Here is an 18,728-nt window from a genome sequence, read left to right as displayed (position 1 = left end):
CAGGGCATGTTTTGGGGAGTGACTCTCAATATCCTAGCCGTTTATTTTCTTTATAAGGCCTTGGATATTGCCGATTTGAGCTACTTGATGCCTTATATGACTCTGACATCGCTTACGCTCATCGTGCCACCGATAATAATTCTCGGCGAAGTGCCTTCACTTCTTGGATTCATTGGCATATTTCTCGTGGTTATTGGAGCGATAATAATGGAGATCAAAAAGAAAGCCAGAAGCTTGGATTCAGAAAACACGGCGAAAAAGAATAGAAGGGGACTGATGTATTTTCTGGTCACAGCCGGATGCTTCACAATCACGCCCACCGCCCTTACTCTGGCAATTCGCGAAAGTTCCGTTCTTTTTACCAGCTTTCTGTCGCATCTGCTTATCGGAATTGGGTTTATAGCTCTTATAGTGGTTTTTAGAGAAACTGAAAGAGCGAAAGAAATCTATTCTGATAAATCAGCAAGAAAAAGTTTTTTTGGAGCTGTGATTTTGGCCGGGCTTTCGATTGCTATCGCCAACACAAGTATTAATGCCGCGCTGGATGTCCAGAAAGTCGCGTATGTTATGGGCGTGAAGCGCTTAATGCCGTTTTTCGCATTTGTCATCGGCTTGCTCTATTTCAAAGAAAGAACCAATCTCAAGAAAAAGATGCTGGCCACCGCGTTGATGGTCGCCGGAGCGATTGTAATAACCATTTTTAAGTGAAGCAAGCGAAACGCGTTAGTGTGACCCGCGGAGGAGAGAAGCTTTTCTCTTCCGCGGTTTTTGTTTTTGGCTAGAAAGAGGTAAAACCCTTGACAGGACGTAAAAAGTAATATATACTAAAGAATCCTAAAGATGGATAAAGAAGCACTTTAAAAATTAGGTTGGTGTAGACAAAGAACCAGTAAAATTTAAAAATTGTTCTTATTAAAGAACAGGGAGGATACACATGAACAAAGAACTGACTAAAAAACTTTCAGAGTTGTTGCTTGTGCGATTTAAAAGTATCGCGTTGCATGCGGCGGCTATTTGGGATTTTGTGTCAAACGCACCGGAAAATTCCAGAATTGAACTTATGGCTTACGTACTTGAGAAATTCAATCCTTCAGAAGTAACCGACACTTACTATGAAGTTCCAAATTTAAGAGAAGTATCGATGGATAAGCTTGATAAAATTCAGGATTCTCTCAAAAGCAAGCTTGATCTCAAATTTCAAAAGATGACCTTGCAAAGATTATCTGCAAAAGAGTTCGCAGAAAAGACTCTCGAGATGATCAATGAGCGATCAGACGAAGATGAAAAAATTTTCATAGTTCTTAATCTGATGTTCGGTGGACCAGCTCCATATAACTATCCTCAAGCAACAGTGCGTTTTCAAAATATAAATGAAGTAATAAATATTCTTGGGGAAATGCCTCAAAATATTGAGGTAATCAAAAAGTCCATTGGACAAGAAGGTATTCGCTTCCTTAACTTTGCTGACCAAGCTTCGTTTCTCCGTGACTCAATATTCTCGCATAAAGAACCAAAAAAGCAGGTAGCTATTGTCTATGCAATTATCTCAATCACGAATTATTATGCGCGGAAAGTAATGATTGAGGATTTGTGTAATGAAGGATTGCTCCAAGGACAACCCGCGGATTATGAGGATGTGATAATGAGATATGCGTCTGTGCGCAACCCACGGACTACGAATTAAAACAAAAAATCTTTCTAAAATGATGGTGTGGCCGCAGCAGGGGATTTCCCCGCTGCGGTTTTTTGTTTTGTCCAGACCTTGACAAATTTTCAAAAAAGGTATATATTATTTTGATACTGAAAATGACAGTTATTTTACAAAAATCTGCCCAAAATGGGCAAAAACAGGAGGAATTATGAAAGTATTTGCAAGGGGAACATTTAGCATAAGCTTTTTGATTAAAGCTGCGATCTTCGCAGTGCTTTTCGGCATAATAGTTAATACTGCCTATAGATTCGTGCAAGTGCTCCTGGTTAGTTTTTTTCATATGCGTGAATCAATTGCCGATCCCGTAACCAGTATTTTTATCCTTTTACTGGTTGCATTATTGCTTTCGAGTTCATTACTGGACCCATTGATTGATAAGTTTGTAGCCAATTATAATCCCGATAAAACACAGAACAGAAGTGTGTTAAACAGTATCAACCGCTTTCCTTTACAAGCGTTCCGAAGTGATTTAATGGGGAGAATTGAGCGGATCGATGCCGCGGACATGAAGGACTACGATGGATCAGAAATGGAACTCGCTTTAAGCAGTACGCTTGAAGATCTCAAGTTGGCACTTCGGGATAAAAAAACATCAACTATGAATATGCTCGCGATCAAAGGCTTTATTGAGGCCCTTGAAAAGATGTATAAACTGACCTGATTAAAGGCTGTCCGCGGATAGAGAAAAGCATCTCTCTTCCGCGGTTTTTTATTTCCTAAAATTTAGGGTATAATTAAATCATGAAAATCGGAATCAATGCCTCTTTCGCCCGGAAGCCAAATACCGGCATCGGCCAGGTGACAATTAATTTCCTGAAGAAATTAATTGAACTCACAACCCATAACTCACAACTCACAACCCTAGAGTTTATTTTATATTTGGAAGAAGACCTGCCAAAAGAAATTAAACTGCCGGGAAATTGGGAGAAGCGCATATTTCTGCCTGCCTATAAACGCGACGATTTGGTCCGCAAAATTTGGTGGGAGAAATTTTTGCTGCTGAAAAAAGTTAGGGAAGATGAATGCGACGTCTTTTTAAGTTTGTATCAGTCCGCTACCTTATTACCTAATATGGTAAAACACATCATGGTAGTTCATGACATTATTCCTAAACTCTTTCCGGAATATCTCAATAACTCGCGGAAAAGATTATACTGGAAACTGACGGAAAAAGCAATTAGAAAAGCAGACAAAATCATCGCCGTGTCGCATCGCACCGAAAAGGACTTAGTTCAGCATCTTGGCATAGATCCGGCGAAGATAACGGTCTCGCATATTGATGTTGATGAAATTTATAAAAAGAGGGTTTCTGAAGAAAAAAATAAGAAAGTCCTAAAAAAATATAAACTGAATCCCGGTTATATTTACTCCGGCGGGGGGCTGGAGATGCGAAAAAATATTGAAAGGGTAATTCGGGCTTATAAAACATTGCTTGATAAGAACAAGCAAATTCATTTTATTAATGAACTGCCCAAACTGGTAATATCCGGAAAACTAATGCCCGAGCTGGCTCCGCTGGCAACCGATGCCGAGAAGCTGATAAAAGAGCTGAATTTAACCCAACACGTTAAACTACTGGATTTTGTTCCACAAGAGGATCTGCCGGCTTTGTATGCTAACGCCTTTATGTTTGTCTATCCTTCTCTTTACGAGGGATTTGGCCTGCCAGTACTGGAGGCGATGAATCAGGGAACGCCGGTAATTGCCTCCAAGGTCTCTTCTCTTCCCGAAATCGGGCGCGACGCGGTGCTTTACTGCCACCCGGAAGACGTCGGGGATATCGCGATGGTAATGAAAAATGTTTTGCTCAACAGGCACTTGCGCGACACTCTTTCCGAAAGGGGAAAAGAGCGTGCCAAGCATTTTTCGTGGGAAAAGTTTGGGGAGAAGGTTTTGAATATTATTGAAGAATTGTAATGTCATTTTTTATGACAACTGCTTTTGAATACTTTTTTAGTAATTTAAACAGACCCAAAACATATCTCATTCTAGCCAACATTTTGCTGGTTTTTTTCGCAATCCTCCTTTCTAATCTTGGTGTCTTGCCGATTAAGAATTTAAGCGACTTTTTGTTTTTTACTTTGCTCTTTTTGCTTTTCTCCTTGTACCGCCCGGGATGGAGTTTTTTGTTTTTCGTCGGGACAATCACGCTGGAAAATATTAACATCGCACCGGGTAGTTTAGGTATTGCTGTCAGGCCTTATCAGTTTTTTGCCGGTCTTACTATTTTGGCGGTACTAGGAAGATTAGTTGTGGGACGTCTGGGGTTTAAACTACCAAGATTTAGCTGGTATGATATCGCGCCGGCAGTTTTTGCAATGTCGGGATTTATTAGCGTTCTCGGCGCGACGGACAAAAACGCCGGCTTAAAGCATTCCATCGTTGCCCTTTCCTTTGTGGCCATATATTTTCTGGCAAGGGTGTTTATTCAAAATATTGGCGATCTCAAAAGAATCATTCCTTTTTTCTTGAGCTCGGGGATTGTTGTTATTTTTTACGGCATTTGGCAGAATATTCGCTTTATGAAAGGACTGGAGTCCTTTGAAACAATGCCGGGAAGGCCGAATGCAACGTTTGCGGAACCCGACTGGCTGGGCATTTGCTTGGTTTTATTGTTGACCGTAATATATTCACTAATTTATTTTTTTAACAACCTGCAACTTACAACTTACAACTTACAGCAAAAACGAATTTATTTATCAAATTGCTGGTTGTTAGTTGTTGGTTGTTTAGTTTTGTTAATTCTCACCGTTTCTCGCGGCGCTTGGCTGGGAGTAGCAGCTATTACCATCGTATTTTTATTATTTGCACTTACTAAACTATCAGTGAAGATTAGAGAGTGGCAATGGAGGCAATTTTTCCAGCAATTCCTTTTTATTGCTGTCGCAATGATTGGGAGTATTGGAATTGTTTACATTTTTAACTTAACAAACTTTCAAATTTTCAATCGAATTCAAAGCACAGGAACAGGACTTCAGAAAATTACTGTTTCCTGCGAAAAGGATATCACACTGCCAGAAGCAATAGGAAATATTTCAGCCCTGGAACAATACAATTGCCGGCATATTAACCTTGAAGATATTGAAAAAGAAAAATCGGCCGGCAATGTTATTAAAGAAATTTACCGCACCGATCCCAATGTTAACATTCGCGGTGAAATTTACCGGAAATCATGGCAGGAAATTAAAAAACACCCGATTTTCGGGATAGGGTGGGGGAATATCGGAGCGGTTTTAGGCAGCGACGAGCGAAGAATTGCCCTTAACTCAAGCAATATTTTTCTAGAAGTGTGGCTGGGAGCAGGAATCTTGGGACTGCTTGCTATAATTTTAATTTGGGTTTATATTTTAGTCAGGGGAATAAAGTATTTTTCAAAAGACGATCTGGGGGAAAAGACCCTCGGATTGTTTTTGTTTTCAGGAGGGCTGGCGCTTATAACCGTCAACTTGTTCAACGCTGGAATATTTTTGGGAATTTTGTGGTTGTTTTTTTCAATTTCAAGGATTAATAAGTAATTTTTATCTAAAGGAGGAAAAATGGGGGAAAAATGCGAGAATGCAAGTTGTCTCTATTGGGGCGGTTGCGGAAATAGCAATCGCATATATAAGAGCGTGAGAGTTCTTGCTAATGAATTGGCGATTAAATTTTACAGAAATAGCTATAAATTTTTTTCACTAGCCAGTTTATTAGAAGAGGCTAAAAACCTGACAGAATTCGTTCATGCAGAACAGAGAAAAAATAATTTTCGCGAATGTTTTTCACCGCCGCCGTCCACCATATTCAGAGACAAATTCTAAAAGGGAACTTGGAAAGCCGGGTTCCCTTACTTGTTTTACATAACCCGAAAATGAATGTAAAATTGCTTATATGAAAATCGGAATTGATATCCGCAACATCGGAAAAAAGCGAACCGGCGATGAGGTGGTTTTTTTCAATTTGGTGAAAAATCTGACATTCATTAACAGCCGCAATGAATATTTTCTGTTCACCGACATCACTGACACTGTCGTATTACGTAATATGGTAATGAAGCCGCTGGGAATTGAAAACCGTTCCAATTTTAAGATAGTTTCCCTGAAAGCAGCTAATAAATTTATCTGGAACTCCTGGACTTTGCCGCGCTATCTTCGCCGCCATCCGGTTGATGTTTATCACACTCAGTACATTACGCCGTTTTTTGTTCCCAAGAAAATTAAAATTATAACTACCATCCACGACATCTCGTTTAATTTTTTTCCTCAACTTATTAAATTCTCTGATTTATTTTTTCTGAAAATACTCATTCCTCTGTCGCTCAAAAGAGCAAACAAAATAATAGCTGTTTCCCATTTCACGAAAGACGAAATTGTCAAATACTATAAGATCAATCCTGAAAAAATTGAAACGGTGCATAATTCTGTGGATGATGACTTCCTGCGAAATGATCCCTCTCCGGAAGAATTGGAAAAAGTGAGAAAAAAGTACAGTTTACCGGCTAAATTCATGCTTTACATCGGCACCATGCAGCCCCGCAAAAATTTGCCCTTTTTAATCAAAGGATACAGCGAAATCAAGCACAAACTGCCGGACATTAAGCTGGTAATCGCAGGCAATAGAGAAGCGCGTAATTTTGACGCAAAGATTGACGAAGTTCTGAAAAAGTGCGATAATAAACAGGATGTTATTTTTCCCGGCTTTATTGATGAAAAAGACAAGCCCGCACTGTTCCAATTAGCGCATCTCTTCGTTTTTCCTTCCCTTTATGAAGGATTCGGCATTCCTGTTCTGGAAGCGATGAGCCGGAATGTTCCAGTCCTGGTTTCTGATATACCAAGTGCCAGAGAAGTAGCCGGGGAATCAGCTTTTTATTTTAATCCTTTTGATCTTGATGATTTTTCCAAAAAATTATATGATGTTTCTGTAGATGAGCGCCTTCGTGCTGAATTGAGGACAAAAGGCGCCAAACGCTTCCGGGACTTTTCTTGGAAAGACGCGGCACTGAATGTTTTAAAAATATACCAGAAACTCGCCAGTTAATTTCACGCAATTTTTAGCCAGTCCGGCTGAATTAAAAAATAAAACTTAACTGCAAAAAAATGGATGTTTCTTACAATCCTCCTCCTCAAAAACGTTTTTACCAGACCCTCTGGTTTAAACTGCTGGTCGCTTTTTTTATTATTCTCCTTATTGGCGGAGGCGCCCTCGCCTGGAAAACCGGTTATATTTTAAACAAAATTTCCGTGGACGGAAACATTTTTAAAAGTTTGGTTCATGCCATTCCGGGAGTGACGGATACTCTGAAAGGGGAAAAAGAAGGAAGGATAAATATTTTGCTTTTAGGAATGCGGGGTGAAAATATTCCTGGCGGAGGGCTTCTGGCCGATACGATTATGGTGATGAGTATTAAGCCGGAGGAAAACAAGGCGGCAATCGTTTCCATTCCCCGCGACCTTTATGTTAATAATCCCGGATGGGGAAACAAAACGAAAATCAACGCCGTTTACGCCGCCGGCGAGGAAAACGGAAAAAAGCAGGGGATAGCCGATATGGAAAAAGTGGTAGGCGAAGTAGTGGGCATTCCCATTCATTACGGAGCCAGTATTAATTTTGACGGCTTTAAGCAATTAGTTGACGCCATCGGCGGGGTGGAAATTACTTTAGACCAGCCCTTCAGTGAATCTGTGCAATTTCGGGAGGCGCACGTTTGCGACCCCAATGTTTTTACGATGCCAACGGGCCAATATGAAATCAAAAAAAATAAGAAGGGGAGAATAACAGCTCGTTATCCTCTTTGCACCAACAAAAATGTTGAATGCGGGGGAAATTTCACGCTTCCGGCAGGGAAAAGTGTTCTGGACGGAAAAACAGCGCTTTGCTTTGTCCGCTCGCGGGCCACTTCCAATGATTTTGAACGGGCTAAGCGCCAGCAGATAGTACTCCAGCAAATTAAGGAAAAAGCGCTCCAGATAGGGACGCTCACTGATTTTGGAAAAGTGAACGCCATATTTAACGCTTTGGGCGATAATGTACGCACTGATTTAGAACCCTGGGAAATGCAGAAATTTTTCGCACTTTACCAAAAAATGGGAAATCCCCAGATATTTCAGAGAGTGCTGGAGAATACAGAAGAAGGAATGCTTTATTCCCCTCCTGAAACTCCGGAGACCGGCTACATCCTGCTTCCCCGGGGGGACAATTATTCCAGGATCCAGGAAATGTTTCAGAACATCTTTTCGCTCCCACCGCAGTCAGACATAAAGCCGAAATAAGCGAATTCTCTACGAACTACGAATTGATACGAATATACAAATAATAACTTTTCGCAATTCGTACATTTGTAAAGCGTAGCGCATTCGTAATTTGTAGAGATATATCATGGAACTCTCAATCGCCATAAACAGCTATAGAAACACGGAGCTTTTAAAGTTGTGCCTTGATTCAATTAAAGAAAACATCACTGGCATTTCCTACGAAATGATTGTAGCTGACAGTGCTACCCAGGAAGCCACGGCAATTATGATGCGCGAGGACTATCCCGAGGTAAAATTTTTTCCTTTTAAGAAAAATGTCGGATTTCAAGCACTTTTGAAAAAAGCGGTAGAAGAAAGTACTGGAATATATATCCTCATTCTTAATTACGACATAATAGTAACAAAGGGTTCTGTTGAATCACTCCTTGGATTTATTAAAAACAATCCGGCGGCAGGCATTGTCGGTCCCCAGCTTCTTAATTTTAACGGGACGCTTCAGTATTCTTGTTTCAGGTTTTATCGGCCGATTACCATCGTTTACCGGAGAACTTTTTTGAGAAAATTTAAATTTGCTCAAAAACACCTCGACTGGTTTTTAATGAAGGATTATAATCACCGCCGTCCCCAAGAAGTGGATTGGATAATGGGTTCAGCCATGCTGGTTTCCAGAGAAGCGGTGAAAAAAGTAGGCCTGATGGATCCCCAATTTTTTATGTATATGGAAGACGTTGACTGGTGCCGGCGCTTTTGGGAAGCGGGTTGCAAAGTTATGTACTTTCCGCTCTCTAAAATGCACCACTATCACGGAAAAGGAAGCGCCAAGAAAGGATTTTTTTATTCGCTGTTTTTTAACCGACTCACCTGGATTCATATTTTTAGCGCCGTAAAATACTTTAAGAAATACTGGGGAAAACCAGTACCTCAACATAACTGAAAATCAATTATGGAAAACGATAATAATCTTATCCCGGAGCAGGAAACAGATCAATTAGAGCGGAAAAATAGAAAGCTTTTTAATCGGGCGCTTTTATTCGGGCTGGTTGTGATGCTGGTGGCTTTGGGGTTCTGGCTTGGATTCAGTCAGGGGAAAAAGGAAGTCGCGCCGCCGCAGGAAGCCCTGCCGCTGGAACAAACTATTATTATCAATCAAGACCGGGAGAAAAACCGCGTTCTTGACTTTTCTCTTTTCTGGAAGGCGTGGGATTTGCTCAAAGAAAAATATGTTGATTCGGCCAAGCTTGATTCCCGACAATTGCTCTACGGCGCGATAAAGGGTTTGCTTCAGGCAACTGGCGATCCCTACACGGTTTTTTTTGATCCGGAAGAGAGTAAAAAATTCAATGAGGAAATAGCCGGGAGCTTCGAAGGCATCGGGGCGGAAATGGGGATTAAAGGCGGGATGCTGACTATCATCGCGCCTCTGGAGGGATCGCCGGCGGAAAAAGCCGGGCTTAGGGCTGGGGATAAAGTTATTAAAATCAACGGGGAGAACAGCGCTGAAATGGGAATTGAGGAAGCAGTGGATAAAATCCGCGGTCCCAAAGGAACCGAAGTGAAACTTACCATCTTTCGAAACGGCGATAAAGAGGCAAAGGAAATCGCCGTTCAGCGCGATATCATCAACGTGAAGAGCGTCAAAGCAGAATTCAAAGATAACGGCATTGCCTACGTGAAAATCTCGCGCTTCGGGGAAGATACCGACCGCGAGTTTAATTCGGCGGCAAATCAAATTATTAACCAAAAAGCAAAAGGCATAATTCTTGATCTTCGCAACAACCCGGGCGGTTATCTTGACGCGGCGGTAAATATCGCCAGCAAAATGATTCCCAAGGATCAGGTGGTGGTGATTGAAGAAGACAGCGGTAAAAATCAGAAAAAACTTTTGACCCGCGGCGGAGATCTGCTTAGTCAGATACCGACTATTGTCATTATTAACGAAGGAAGCGCCAGTGCTTCGGAAATTTTGGCAGGAGCGTTGCGCGAAGATCGGGACAATGTGACACTGGTGGGAAAGCGTTCTTTCGGAAAAGGATCAGTTCAAGAACTTGTTCCTCTTCCCCAGGATATAGCAGTAAAAATAACGGTAGCCCGCTGGCTTACTCCAAAGGGAGAGCAAATAAATGAAGTAGGGATTAACCCCGATGTTGAAGTAGATCTTACCAGCGATGATTATGAAAACAACCGCGATCCGCAATTGGATAGAACAATGGAAATACTCAAGGAAAAAATTTCCCATTGACACTCCACCTCTATTTTATTAGAATGAAGCGTGATAAAGTCGATGTCATTCCGGCCTCCGAGCCGGAATCTAGGGGATAACGATTTATTCATTAGATCCTGAAACAAGTTCAGGATGACAAATATATACTGTTCAGTGATTTTATAATAAGTAATTTTTTGCAAGGATATGAAAACGAAAATAAAGCCACTCGGTGAAAATATACTCATCAAGCCCGAAAAACAGGACAAAAAAACTAAGACCGGCCTTTTCCTTCCGGAAACCACTTCTGAAGAACAGCCGCAGGAGGGGCGGGTGATAGCGGTAGGGGAAAGCAAGGACATCAAAGTGAAGAAAAACCAGAAAGTGATTTTTCGGAAATATTCCGGGACGGAAATAAAAATAGACAACGAGGACTACCTGATTGTTAAAAATGAAGATGTCTTGGCAATAATCGGATAATTTTCAAAAAGTGCGCCTCATACGCACTTTTTTGTACAATATAGCCAATTAATTCGCATAAAAACGAGTTGTGGCGAAATAAATTTTTTAATGACTAACTTAAAAACATTATGATAGAACAATTCAAGGGAGAAGTCGGTCCTGCTCCAGAAAAATTAGAGGACCAAAAATATAAAGAATTTCAAGCAACAATGGATGAGGAGGAGCGTATAATGAAAGAGATTGATAATGTGCTCGCGACCACGCCAAACAGAGAAGAAGCCGAAAAAATTGTGCTTGAAACACTTGCTCCTCAAATGGATGAAGCGATAAGAAAATCCAAGCAGGCCCTCGATAATTGGCTTAATGAAATGAGAAAGGATAATTAAAAAGTTTACGTCGCCTAACAAGGAATATTCATTCGCAAGCTAAATAAAATTATTTTTTAATCCTTACACTATGCAAACATTCTTCGAGCCAACTTCCTATCAACTAGCAAACGGGAAATGGACCCCCAGTTTCAATAGGATTATACAAAGTGGTCCACATACTAGTATGCAAGAAAGTTCTTGGGATAAACAATTCGATACCAAAGAAGAAGCAGATAAATATGCTACTGGTTACTGCTTACAGCAAGGCTATATACCAGTGGATAAAAAATAATTTTATTTTTAACGCTTTCTCATCCAAATTTCGCCTCTATCTTATATTTAACAAAGAAGTCGGCGAAACTTCAGATACACTTAAACGTTAGGCGAAATAAATGACATCATTATGGAAAATATTCTTAAATCAATAGAAAATTCCTTACAGAGCAAAAATTGGTATTCCGCCCTTGTTTTGTCGCTTATTTTGCCAGATATTTGTAGCAAGCTAGAAGGAAGTAACAAGAGTTCATCAGAAAGATATCCCGTATGGTTTGATACATATCTTGGCAAAAAATATAATGGTTTTTTATCTGGCAATGATTGCTATGCTCTCCGGTGTTCTTTTTTACACGAAGGGTCTAGCAATATAGAAAAGCAGCGGGCAAAAGATGTTTTGGATCATTTTGTTTTCATTACTAGCGGTTCTCATTGTAATAGACTTAGTAATTGCCACTTTGGCGATCCGAGATATGATGAAAAAGACATTTTACAATTATCAGTCAATAATTTTTGCCGAGATATGATAGAAGCGACAAAACAGTGGCTCAATGACACGACTATTACAAAAAATTTATCCGAGATGTTAGAAATTCATGAAAACGGATTTTCTATTGGCAATGCAATAAAAATACAATGATGTCATTTACATCGCCTAACACCGAATATCTAGTTTTGCTACGCTTCACCTAAATGCTTCGCACTTCAGATATACCGATGACGTTAGGCGAAATATTTTAAATTATTTTTTTAAGTAAATCTATATGTCAATTTGTATTGCAATAGCTGTTCCAGATGGCATAGCTCTATCTGCTGACAGTCAAACAACTTGGAACCAAACCATTACACAGGTGCAGGAGAAGAGCACTAACAAAATGATTGAATTGGAGCGGCCAATCCAACAGCCAATTTCTTGGTCTAAAATGGCCAGAAAATTATTTGAAATAAAGATGAAAGAAAAAAGTTACGCTGTCTGTGTGGCTGGAGCTGCTTTATTAAATCACAAAACAACTTATTCTATATTCAAATCCTTTGAATCAAAGTATAAGGGAGAGGGTAAATTTGAGGAAATAGTTAGCTACTTTATTGAAGGATTGAAAGAAGAAATGAAAAAACAATTGGAAGTAACTGAATTAAAATCAGCAAAACAAATTTTAACTGTTGATTTTATTTTAGCTGGATATGAGGACGATGACGTTTCTAAACCAAGAATTGAATCACATTTAGTTTTTTCAGGTGTCTTAACTATTGATGGTAAAAAAAATGAATCTGGCCATATTGTAAAATGGCAAAACACTCAGGGTTCAAGATTTGGTGGCTGTTGGATTGGCCGCACTGAATTTATATCGCACTTGGTAACAGATAACAAAACTCTGCCTCCAATACAAGGTCAATATGAACTACTTTCTCTAGAGGATGCTGTTGATTATACAAATTTTCTTGTTGATTTTACGTGTGAATATCAGAGATTTGCTATTATGGTGCCCGATTGTGGTAAACCAATAATAAGTGCCAAATTGACACCAAAAGGATATGAAGAAAAAATAATTTAAAACTTCAGATACGCAGATACGTTATGGCGCTGTAACAAGAAGTTTTTTATTCCCGCCAAAGGCGGGCGAGCTCGCTGGGTAGTACCCCGCAACTTGTTACGTAAATAGAGTCCAGAACTTGCTCTAGGGTTAATACCACTTATTTTTCCGTTGGAAATCTCTTTTCTTGCCAGCCGGTGAATCCTCCGCGGAGCACCCGGGCGGAAAAGATATTTAAGTCAAAAAGCCGCACCCCGGCTTGAAAGCTAGAAAGTTCCGTGTCGCCGTAAACAATAATTTCTTTTCCTCGCGGCAGTTCATCTTTTCTTTTTTCGAGTGATTCAAAAGGGATATTAACAGTGGCGGGAAGATGCGGCGAAAAAGAATTTTGCGGCCGGACATCCAAAATGTAAATCGGCCTTTTTTCATCCAAAAATTTCTTGGCGTCCTCGGGAGAAATAAAGGTTACTTTGGATTGGTTGATAAAGGAAGTAGGATCTCCCCAGGAGACCGCCCCGCCCTGATTCTGCTTCCAGGAATTGATGCCGCCGGAAAGAACCATCGCGTTTTCAAAATTTTTCTCTTTGAGTATTTGCACTGCCTGAATGGCTTCTTCGGTAGCTGCCGGATCGCTGACAATAACAATTAAGTCAGTTGGCGAGGAATCAATTTCACTTTCTTTTAATTCGGCTAGCGGGATATTCAGCGACCCTGTGATATGTTCCTGCTGAAAAGCGTCATTGCTCCGAATATCAATAAAAACAGCATTTTCCTTTTTGTCTATTTTTTGAAGAAGCTCTTTGGCTGAAATCCTGGGATAGTCGGCTGTTTTTGAGTTTGAGTCAATGGCTATGTTTTTTGTTTCTTCGCTTTTGAGTGAAGGACGCAAAAAAGTTATCAGTCCGACCAAAAGAATCAAAACAAAACCGATAGTCAGCGCCAGTTTTTCATTTTTTTTATCAAGCGGCATAGAATTATTTAGCGTAAAATGCTTCCCAAGAAATTGGGATAGCCATTAATAAATTCCTTGATCGGCACGGGTTTTTTTCCTTCCAGCTGAACTTCTTCAAGAACAATTATCCCTTTAAGGGTCTGAACGCCGATTTTATCCCCCAATTGAAATACTTCTCCTGATTGGTGGCTTGTCTCGGGATCTGATTTTTGAAACGAGATTTTGTTAAACTTCACACGCTCCAGGGTATCTTTGTTTTTCCAGAAGGCAAAAATCCCAGGCCAGGGCTGGAACGCCCGGTATTTATTATAAATATTTTCCGCTTCTTCTTCCCAGATGATGTGCCCGTCTTCTCGTTCAATAAGCTGGCAGAGAGTAGCTCGGGAATTATCCTGGACGCGCGGTTCAATTTTTTGTTCTATCCAAAGAGGAATGGTTTTAATAATGAGGAGAGATCCCAGTTGAGAAAGTTTTTGCGATAGTGTTTCAGTGGTGTCATTAGGATCAATCTCAAGTTTTTCTTGAGAAAGTATTTCCCCGGTATCAACTCCCTCATCCATCCGCATAATTGTTATTCCCGTTTCTTTTTCTCCGGCTAAAAGAGCATTTTGAATAGGCGAAGGCCCGCGAAAACGAGGAAGAAGCGAGGCATGCACATTAAGACATCCAAAGCCGGGAATATCCAGAACCTCCCGAGGGAGAATTTTTCCGTAGGCCGCCACGACAATTATGTCGGGTTTGATTTTTTTGATGTTATCCACTGTTTCCTTGGCGAATCTTTCCGGCTGAATAACGGGTAATTTATGTTCCTGGCTAAAGGCCTTTACCGGACTGATCTTTATTTCTTTTTTTCTTCCGGCTTCTTTATCCGGCTGGGTAAAGACCGCCACGATGTTATAGTCATTTTTAACCAATGACTCCAGAATGTCCCGGGCAAACGAAGACGTTCCCATGAATATCATCCGCAATTTAATCGCTTTTTTGCTGTTTGTCATATATTTGGTTATTTTTTTACCTTCTGGTAAGAAATAGCTTTCTTCTTTTTGGCGCGATCAATGACGAGTATTCCGTCCAGGTGGTCAATTTCGTGCTGCAAAGTTCTCGCCAAAAGCCCCTGTGCTTTAATTTTAGCTTTTTTTCCGGTTTCGTCCAAATAGCGGACCTTCACCGCTTCAGGACGCGAAATTAAAAAAAATTTTCCCGGGAAACTCAAACACCCTTCTTCCATAAACACTTTCTTCCGAGAGCAGGATTTTATGGAAGGGTTAATTAAAACATAAACCTTTTTTTCTTCTCCGACAATACACAAGCGCAGCGACTTTCCTACTTGAGGAGCGGCGAGACCTAGGCCGTTGCCTTTCTTCATCGCTTCAATCATTCGGGGAATTAATGCCTGAATTTGCGGTTCAAGCGGATTTTTGATTTTAATCGCCTTGCGGCGAAGAAGAGGATGAGGATATTTAAGTATTGCCAGTAGAGTCATAATTTGTTTGCTGATTCAATTACACTATGGAGATCGGATCAACGTCAATTATCCAACCGCTCCCCAATTTTTTCAGCATTTTTAACAATGCCGGAGGTATTTCCTTAGAATGGTTCTTAATTTTAATTATAATTTGTTTTCTAAATTTCTCACGCCTTCGCGGAACTAATGGATTTTGGGGCTCTGAGACAATTATATTTTCCAATCCCTTTAGATCATAATAGGCCTTTTCGGCTTCTTTTTCAACTTTTTTTTGGCTGGTATTTTGAAACGCGATTTTTATAAATCTGGCCATTGGCGGATACTGCAAGGAAATTCTTTCTTCTATTTCCTTCTGATAAAATCCTTCAAGATCCATTTTGGCGGCGCTTTTGATAATAGGATTTTCCGGGTTGTATGTTTGAATTATCACCTTTCCCGGTGAAGATCCGGCAGGCCTTCTTACTCGCCCGGCGAGTTGCACAATGGACTGAAAAGCCCTTTCCCCGGCTCTAAAATCAGGCAGTGAAAGCAAGTTATCGGCATCAATGATGCCGGTTAGTCCTATTTGGGGGCTGTTCCATCCCTTGGTAATCATTTGAGTTCCAATTAAAATGTCGATTTTTTCATTGGTAAATTCACGGTAAAGATCCTTGATTTCTTTTAATTTTTTCATTGTTTCAAAATCAGCTCTTCTCACGCGCGCTCCGGGGAAATACCTTTTGATTTCCTGCTCGACTTTTTGAGTCCCAAATCCGATATTGCGAAACGCCATGCCCTTGCAACTGGAACAAGCGGCAAACACTCCTGTTTTATTGGAACAGTGCAGGCATCGGTAAGTGCCATCAGCTGAATAAACGAGGGCCCGGTCGCAGCGGGCGCAGCGCAGGACTGTCCGGCAGTTAGCGCAGATAGAAAAGGAACTCATGCCCTGGCGGTTAACGAATAAAATGGTTTGCAGTTTATTTTTTAGAGCGTATTCAATTTCCGACTTCAGGACCCTTGAAATAGGGGAGTAATTTTTTATCCAGCGCTCTTTTTTCATATCAATGATTTCAATGTTAGGTTCTTGTAATCTGTAATCTGTAATCTGTAACCCTGATAATTTTAATAACTCATATTCTTTATTCAATGCTTTATAATATGATTCAATACTTGGTGTAGCGGATCCAAGCAAGACTTTCGCCTGATGAATTTGAGCCAGTTTTTCGGCCGCCTTCCGGGCATCATAGCGGGGACTCATATCCCACTGTTTAAAAGAAACATCCTGTTCCTCGTCGATGATGATTAATTTTAGATTTTTAAAAGGCGCGAAGACAGCCATGCGGGTACCAATGATAAGCTTAGCTTCGCCCATTTTTATTCTTTGCCACTGGCGGTAAAATTCTCCCTTGGAGATTTTGCTGTGCAGAATTGCGATTTCCTCGGCTCGTAAATGCGCACCATAGCGTTCAATTGCTTGGGAAGTAAGCATAAGTTCCGGAACCAGGACCAGAAATTGGCATTTTTTATTTTTTTCCCTAAGTTTCAGGATTGAATGAATATAAACTTCCGTTTTGCCGGAGCCCGCCGGGCCGAATAATAAGTATTTAGTATCATGTATCTTGTATAATGTATTTTTTTTGGATATTTCTTTTACAGCTTCTTCTTGTTCTCTTGTAAGTATAATTTTGGGCAATACATTATACATAATACTTGATACATTATACTTCTTTCGCGCCTTAGTACGTTTTGGCACAAAAAACTTTAATACCACTCCCAGAGGGCAGATATAATAGTCCGAAATGAATTGAGCCAGTTCCAGCTGTTCGGGGGTAAGAGATTTTTCTTCGATTATTTTTTCAACTTTTTTAAGACGGATATTTCCCAGCCGGTGAAAATCAGATCGGCTGACAGCTACTATACCCTGCACAAAGCGGCGAAATAAAGGAATAGTTACCAGCGTTCCTGCCGGCAATTCCCGGCTGAATTCATAGGAAAAATACTGCTGGCGGGAAAGGGGAATTCGCGTCAGGGGAATAATGTCAATAATGAAATTTTTATCATTTTTGTTCATGGTCGTATTTTAACAATTTCCCATACGAAAGGCAAAAAAATTGATAAAAGCAAAAATTTTTGTTAGAATCAATCTTATGAAGCAACGCAGGGTTTTTATTGGCATTAACTTGCCAAACCAAGTAAAAAAGCGTCTCGCGCAAAAAATTGAAAAATGGCGGGATTTGCCGGTGCGGTGGACTTTAGAGGAAAATTTGCACATCACTCTTGCTTTTTTGGGTTATATTGAAGATAGTGTGCTTCCGGATGTATGTTCGGCGGTGCGGGAAGCAAGCTGTCAGTTTCATGGATTTGATTTAGAATTAAGTAAAATTACTTTTGGTCCGAATGTCAACCAGATCCGGATGGTTTGGGCAGTAGGGGAGCCGAATGAAGAATTGAAGTTAATTCAAGAGGAGATTGAAAAACGGCTTAAGATTTTCGAGCGCGAGAAAAGAGAATTTCGTCCTCACGTGACCTTGGGAAGAATCCGCAAGGAAAAATGGGCGCGACTTCCCGAAACACCGGCAATTGATGAAAAGATCAATCTTTTGGTTCCGGTGGAAAGCATAGAAATTCTTGAAAGCGTCATGGAAGAGGGGAAAAGGAAATACCTGCTTCTTGAAAGCTGCCCGCTCGGAAGGTAGTATATACGTAGTATGTATCAAGTATATACCATGATAATGTGAAATATATTATGAATATTTTAAATGTCAGGATTGATAATTTGGAGAAAAAAGAAATTATTGAAAAAATAGAAAATTTTTTGGGCGCTGAAAAATTTCATCAAATCGCCACAATTAATCCCGAATTTATTTTGGCGGCTCAAAAGAACAGGGAATTTAGAGATATACTCAACAATTGCGATCTTAACCTAGCCGACGGGGCTGGCATTAAATTTGCTTTTTGGCGGCTCGGCGGGAAACTCAAGGTCAGAATATCCGGAGTTGATTTAATGTGGGAAATTTTAAGAACGGCAAATGATAAAAAATTAAGTGTTTATTTAGTCGCTAATAATAGGGGACTAAGCAATTGGGAGAAAACGAGAGACGCGATAAGAAAAATTTATCCAGATTTAAAGATTGAGGGATTGAATATGAATTGTCATTCCGAGCGAAGTGATAGCGAAGCTGAGGAATCTAATTTTAAAATTTCAAGTAGATCTCTCGGCCATGCTCGAAATGACATTTTTAATAGTGACATTGTTTTCTGTAACTTTGGCCATCCGAATCAGGAAAAATTTCTAAATACGCTGAAAAATGGTAAAATAAAGCTAGCCGTAGGAGTCGGTGGCAGTTTTGATTTTGTCACCGGTAAACTGCGCCGCGCGCCGCGCTTTATGCGAGATTTGGGCCTCGAATGGCTTTTCCGGCTGATTCAGCAGCCAAAAAGGTTCAGAAGAATATTTAACGCAATAATAATTTTTCCAATAAAAGTATTTTTTAAATAATACAATGTCATTCCTGCGAATGCAGGAATCCAGAAAATATAAAAATTTGTTTAT

At 40.2% G+C, this 18,728-nt stretch carries 19 protein-coding genes; 15 read left to right on the top strand and 4 right to left on the bottom strand.

From position 1 onward, the window contains the following. From NT136_02990 to NT136_02930, 13 genes are all read left to right on the top strand, one after another. Positions 1-708, top strand: a 708-nt coding sequence (locus NT136_02990) for an EamA family transporter (GenBank protein MCX6765900.1), incomplete at its 5' end; no start/stop codon positions are given. 226 nt (positions 709-934) lie between these two features. Beyond that, entirely contained in the window at positions 935-1,684 is a 750-nt protein-coding gene (locus NT136_02985) for a hypothetical protein (GenBank protein MCX6765899.1), read from the top strand. 175 nt (positions 1,685-1,859) lie between these two features. After that, a complete protein-coding gene (locus NT136_02980) occupies positions 1,860-2,372 on the top strand; it encodes a hypothetical protein (protein MCX6765898.1) in 513 nt (170 codons plus the stop codon). 80 nt (positions 2,373-2,452) lie between these two features. Beyond that, positions 2,453-3,628, top strand: a complete 1,176-nt coding sequence (locus tag NT136_02975) for a glycosyltransferase family 1 protein (protein MCX6765897.1) — start codon at positions 2,453-2,455, stop codon at positions 3,626-3,628. Between the two features lie 11 nt (positions 3,629-3,639). Next, positions 3,640-5,226, top strand: a complete 1,587-nt coding sequence (locus tag NT136_02970; GenBank protein MCX6765896.1) for an O-antigen ligase family protein — start codon at positions 3,640-3,642, stop codon at positions 5,224-5,226. Between the two features lie 352 nt (positions 5,227-5,578). Next, complete coding sequence (locus NT136_02965; GenBank protein ID MCX6765895.1) at positions 5,579-6,727, top strand: glycosyltransferase family 1 protein; 1,149 nt, start codon at positions 5,579-5,581, stop codon at positions 6,725-6,727. 59 nt (positions 6,728-6,786) lie between these two features. Continuing rightward, the gene (locus NT136_02960) at positions 6,787-7,959 is read left to right on the top strand and encodes an LCP family protein (GenBank protein ID MCX6765894.1); all 1,173 of its coding nucleotides are present in this window, start codon (positions 6,787-6,789) and stop codon (positions 7,957-7,959) included. A 106-nt stretch (positions 7,960-8,065) separates the two neighbouring features. Further along, positions 8,066-8,875: a glycosyltransferase family 2 protein gene (locus tag NT136_02955; GenBank protein MCX6765893.1), complete on the top strand. Its 810-nt coding sequence runs from the start codon at positions 8,066-8,068 to the stop codon at positions 8,873-8,875. Between the two features lie 9 nt (positions 8,876-8,884). After that, positions 8,885-10,180 (top strand): S41 family peptidase, encoded by a 1,296-nt coding sequence (locus NT136_02950; GenBank protein ID MCX6765892.1) that lies wholly within the window; start codon positions 8,885-8,887, stop codon positions 10,178-10,180. Positions 10,181-10,348: 168 nt separating this feature from the next. Beyond that, a complete protein-coding gene (locus tag NT136_02945; protein ID MCX6765891.1) occupies positions 10,349-10,621 on the top strand; it encodes a co-chaperone GroES in 273 nt (90 codons plus the stop codon). A 110-nt stretch (positions 10,622-10,731) separates the two neighbouring features. Further along, the gene (locus NT136_02940; GenBank protein ID MCX6765890.1) at positions 10,732-10,989 is read left to right on the top strand and encodes a hypothetical protein; all 258 of its coding nucleotides are present in this window, start codon (positions 10,732-10,734) and stop codon (positions 10,987-10,989) included. Between the two features lie 385 nt (positions 10,990-11,374). Continuing rightward, positions 11,375-11,884, top strand: coding sequence for a hypothetical protein (locus tag NT136_02935; GenBank protein MCX6765889.1), 510 nt, complete (start codon positions 11,375-11,377; stop codon positions 11,882-11,884). A 124-nt stretch (positions 11,885-12,008) separates the two neighbouring features. After that, positions 12,009-12,797, top strand: a complete 789-nt coding sequence (locus tag NT136_02930; GenBank protein MCX6765888.1) for a hypothetical protein — start codon at positions 12,009-12,011, stop codon at positions 12,795-12,797. A 139-nt stretch (positions 12,798-12,936) separates the two neighbouring features. Here NT136_02930 and NT136_02925 read toward each other — a convergent pair whose 3' ends face one another. Genes NT136_02925 through priA form a run of 4 tightly spaced genes read right to left on the bottom strand, consistent with a single transcriptional unit; the run spans position 12,937 to position 17,246 of the window. Next, the gene (locus NT136_02925) at positions 12,937-13,746 is read right to left on the bottom strand and encodes a rhodanese-like domain-containing protein (GenBank protein MCX6765887.1); all 810 of its coding nucleotides are present in this window, start codon (positions 13,744-13,746) and stop codon (positions 12,937-12,939) included. An 8-nt stretch (positions 13,747-13,754) separates the two neighbouring features. Beyond that, positions 13,755-14,723 carry a methionyl-tRNA formyltransferase gene (gene fmt, locus NT136_02920; GenBank protein MCX6765886.1) on the bottom strand — a complete coding sequence of 323 codons (969 nt, stop codon included), beginning with the start codon at positions 14,721-14,723 and terminating at the stop codon, positions 13,755-13,757. Positions 14,724-14,731: 8 nt separating this feature from the next. After that, positions 14,732-15,211, bottom strand: a complete 480-nt coding sequence (gene def / locus NT136_02915; GenBank protein MCX6765885.1) for a peptide deformylase — start codon at positions 15,209-15,211, stop codon at positions 14,732-14,734. 19 nt (positions 15,212-15,230) lie between these two features. Then, positions 15,231-17,246, bottom strand: a complete 2,016-nt coding sequence (priA, locus tag NT136_02910) for a primosomal protein N' (GenBank protein ID MCX6765884.1) — start codon at positions 17,244-17,246, stop codon at positions 15,231-15,233. 76 nt (positions 17,247-17,322) lie between these two features. On the opposite strand from priA, the gene thpR reads away from it, so the two are divergent. Next, the gene (thpR, locus tag NT136_02905) at positions 17,323-17,871 is read left to right on the top strand and encodes an RNA 2',3'-cyclic phosphodiesterase (protein MCX6765883.1); all 549 of its coding nucleotides are present in this window, start codon (positions 17,323-17,325) and stop codon (positions 17,869-17,871) included. A 50-nt stretch (positions 17,872-17,921) separates the two neighbouring features. Next, on the top strand, positions 17,922-18,674 hold the full coding sequence (locus NT136_02900; protein MCX6765882.1) for a WecB/TagA/CpsF family glycosyltransferase: 753 nt from the start codon (positions 17,922-17,924) through the stop codon (positions 18,672-18,674). The last annotated feature ends 54 nt before the right edge of the window (positions 18,675-18,728 follow it).

It is taken from the genome of Candidatus Moraniibacteriota bacterium (assembly GCA_026396275.1).
Taxonomy (GTDB): Bacteria; Patescibacteriota; Minisyncoccia; order Moranbacterales; family JAPLXC01; genus JAPLXC01.
The sequence above is the reverse complement of the archived record's forward strand: the minus strand, read 5'-3'. Positions and strand labels throughout refer to the sequence as shown.

Coding starts and splice junctions, on each gene's coding strand:
- NT136_02935 (MCX6765889.1), top strand. CDS start 11,375: ATGGAAAATATTCTTAAATCAATAGAAAATTCCTTACAGAGCAAAAAT.
- NT136_02900 (MCX6765882.1), top strand. CDS start 17,922: ATGAATATTTTAAATGTCAGGATTGATAATTTGGAGAAAAAAGAAATT.
- NT136_02955 (MCX6765893.1), top strand. CDS start 8,066: ATGGAACTCTCAATCGCCATAAACAGCTATAGAAACACGGAGCTTTTA.
- NT136_02965 (MCX6765895.1), top strand. CDS start 5,579: ATGAAAATCGGAATTGATATCCGCAACATCGGAAAAAAGCGAACCGGC.
- NT136_02930 (MCX6765888.1), top strand. CDS start 12,009: ATGTCAATTTGTATTGCAATAGCTGTTCCAGATGGCATAGCTCTATCT.
- NT136_02950 (MCX6765892.1), top strand. CDS start 8,885: ATGGAAAACGATAATAATCTTATCCCGGAGCAGGAAACAGATCAATTA.
- NT136_02925 (MCX6765887.1), bottom strand. CDS start 13,746: ATGCCGCTTGATAAAAAAAATGAAAAACTGGCGCTGACTATCGGTTTT.
- NT136_02945 (MCX6765891.1), top strand. CDS start 10,349: ATGAAAACGAAAATAAAGCCACTCGGTGAAAATATACTCATCAAGCCC.
- priA (MCX6765884.1), bottom strand. CDS start 17,246: ATGAACAAAAATGATAAAAATTTCATTATTGACATTATTCCCCTGACG.
- NT136_02940 (MCX6765890.1), top strand. CDS start 10,732: ATGATAGAACAATTCAAGGGAGAAGTCGGTCCTGCTCCAGAAAAATTA.
- fmt (MCX6765886.1), bottom strand. CDS start 14,723: ATGACAAACAGCAAAAAAGCGATTAAATTGCGGATGATATTCATGGGA.
- NT136_02960 (MCX6765894.1), top strand. CDS start 6,787: ATGGATGTTTCTTACAATCCTCCTCCTCAAAAACGTTTTTACCAGACC.
- NT136_02970 (MCX6765896.1), top strand. CDS start 3,640: ATGACAACTGCTTTTGAATACTTTTTTAGTAATTTAAACAGACCCAAA.
- NT136_02980 (MCX6765898.1), top strand. CDS start 1,860: ATGAAAGTATTTGCAAGGGGAACATTTAGCATAAGCTTTTTGATTAAA.
- NT136_02975 (MCX6765897.1), top strand. CDS start 2,453: ATGAAAATCGGAATCAATGCCTCTTTCGCCCGGAAGCCAAATACCGGC.
- thpR (MCX6765883.1), top strand. CDS start 17,323: ATGAAGCAACGCAGGGTTTTTATTGGCATTAACTTGCCAAACCAAGTA.
- def (MCX6765885.1), bottom strand. CDS start 15,211: ATGACTCTACTGGCAATACTTAAATATCCTCATCCTCTTCTTCGCCGC.
- NT136_02985 (MCX6765899.1), top strand. CDS start 935: ATGAACAAAGAACTGACTAAAAAACTTTCAGAGTTGTTGCTTGTGCGA.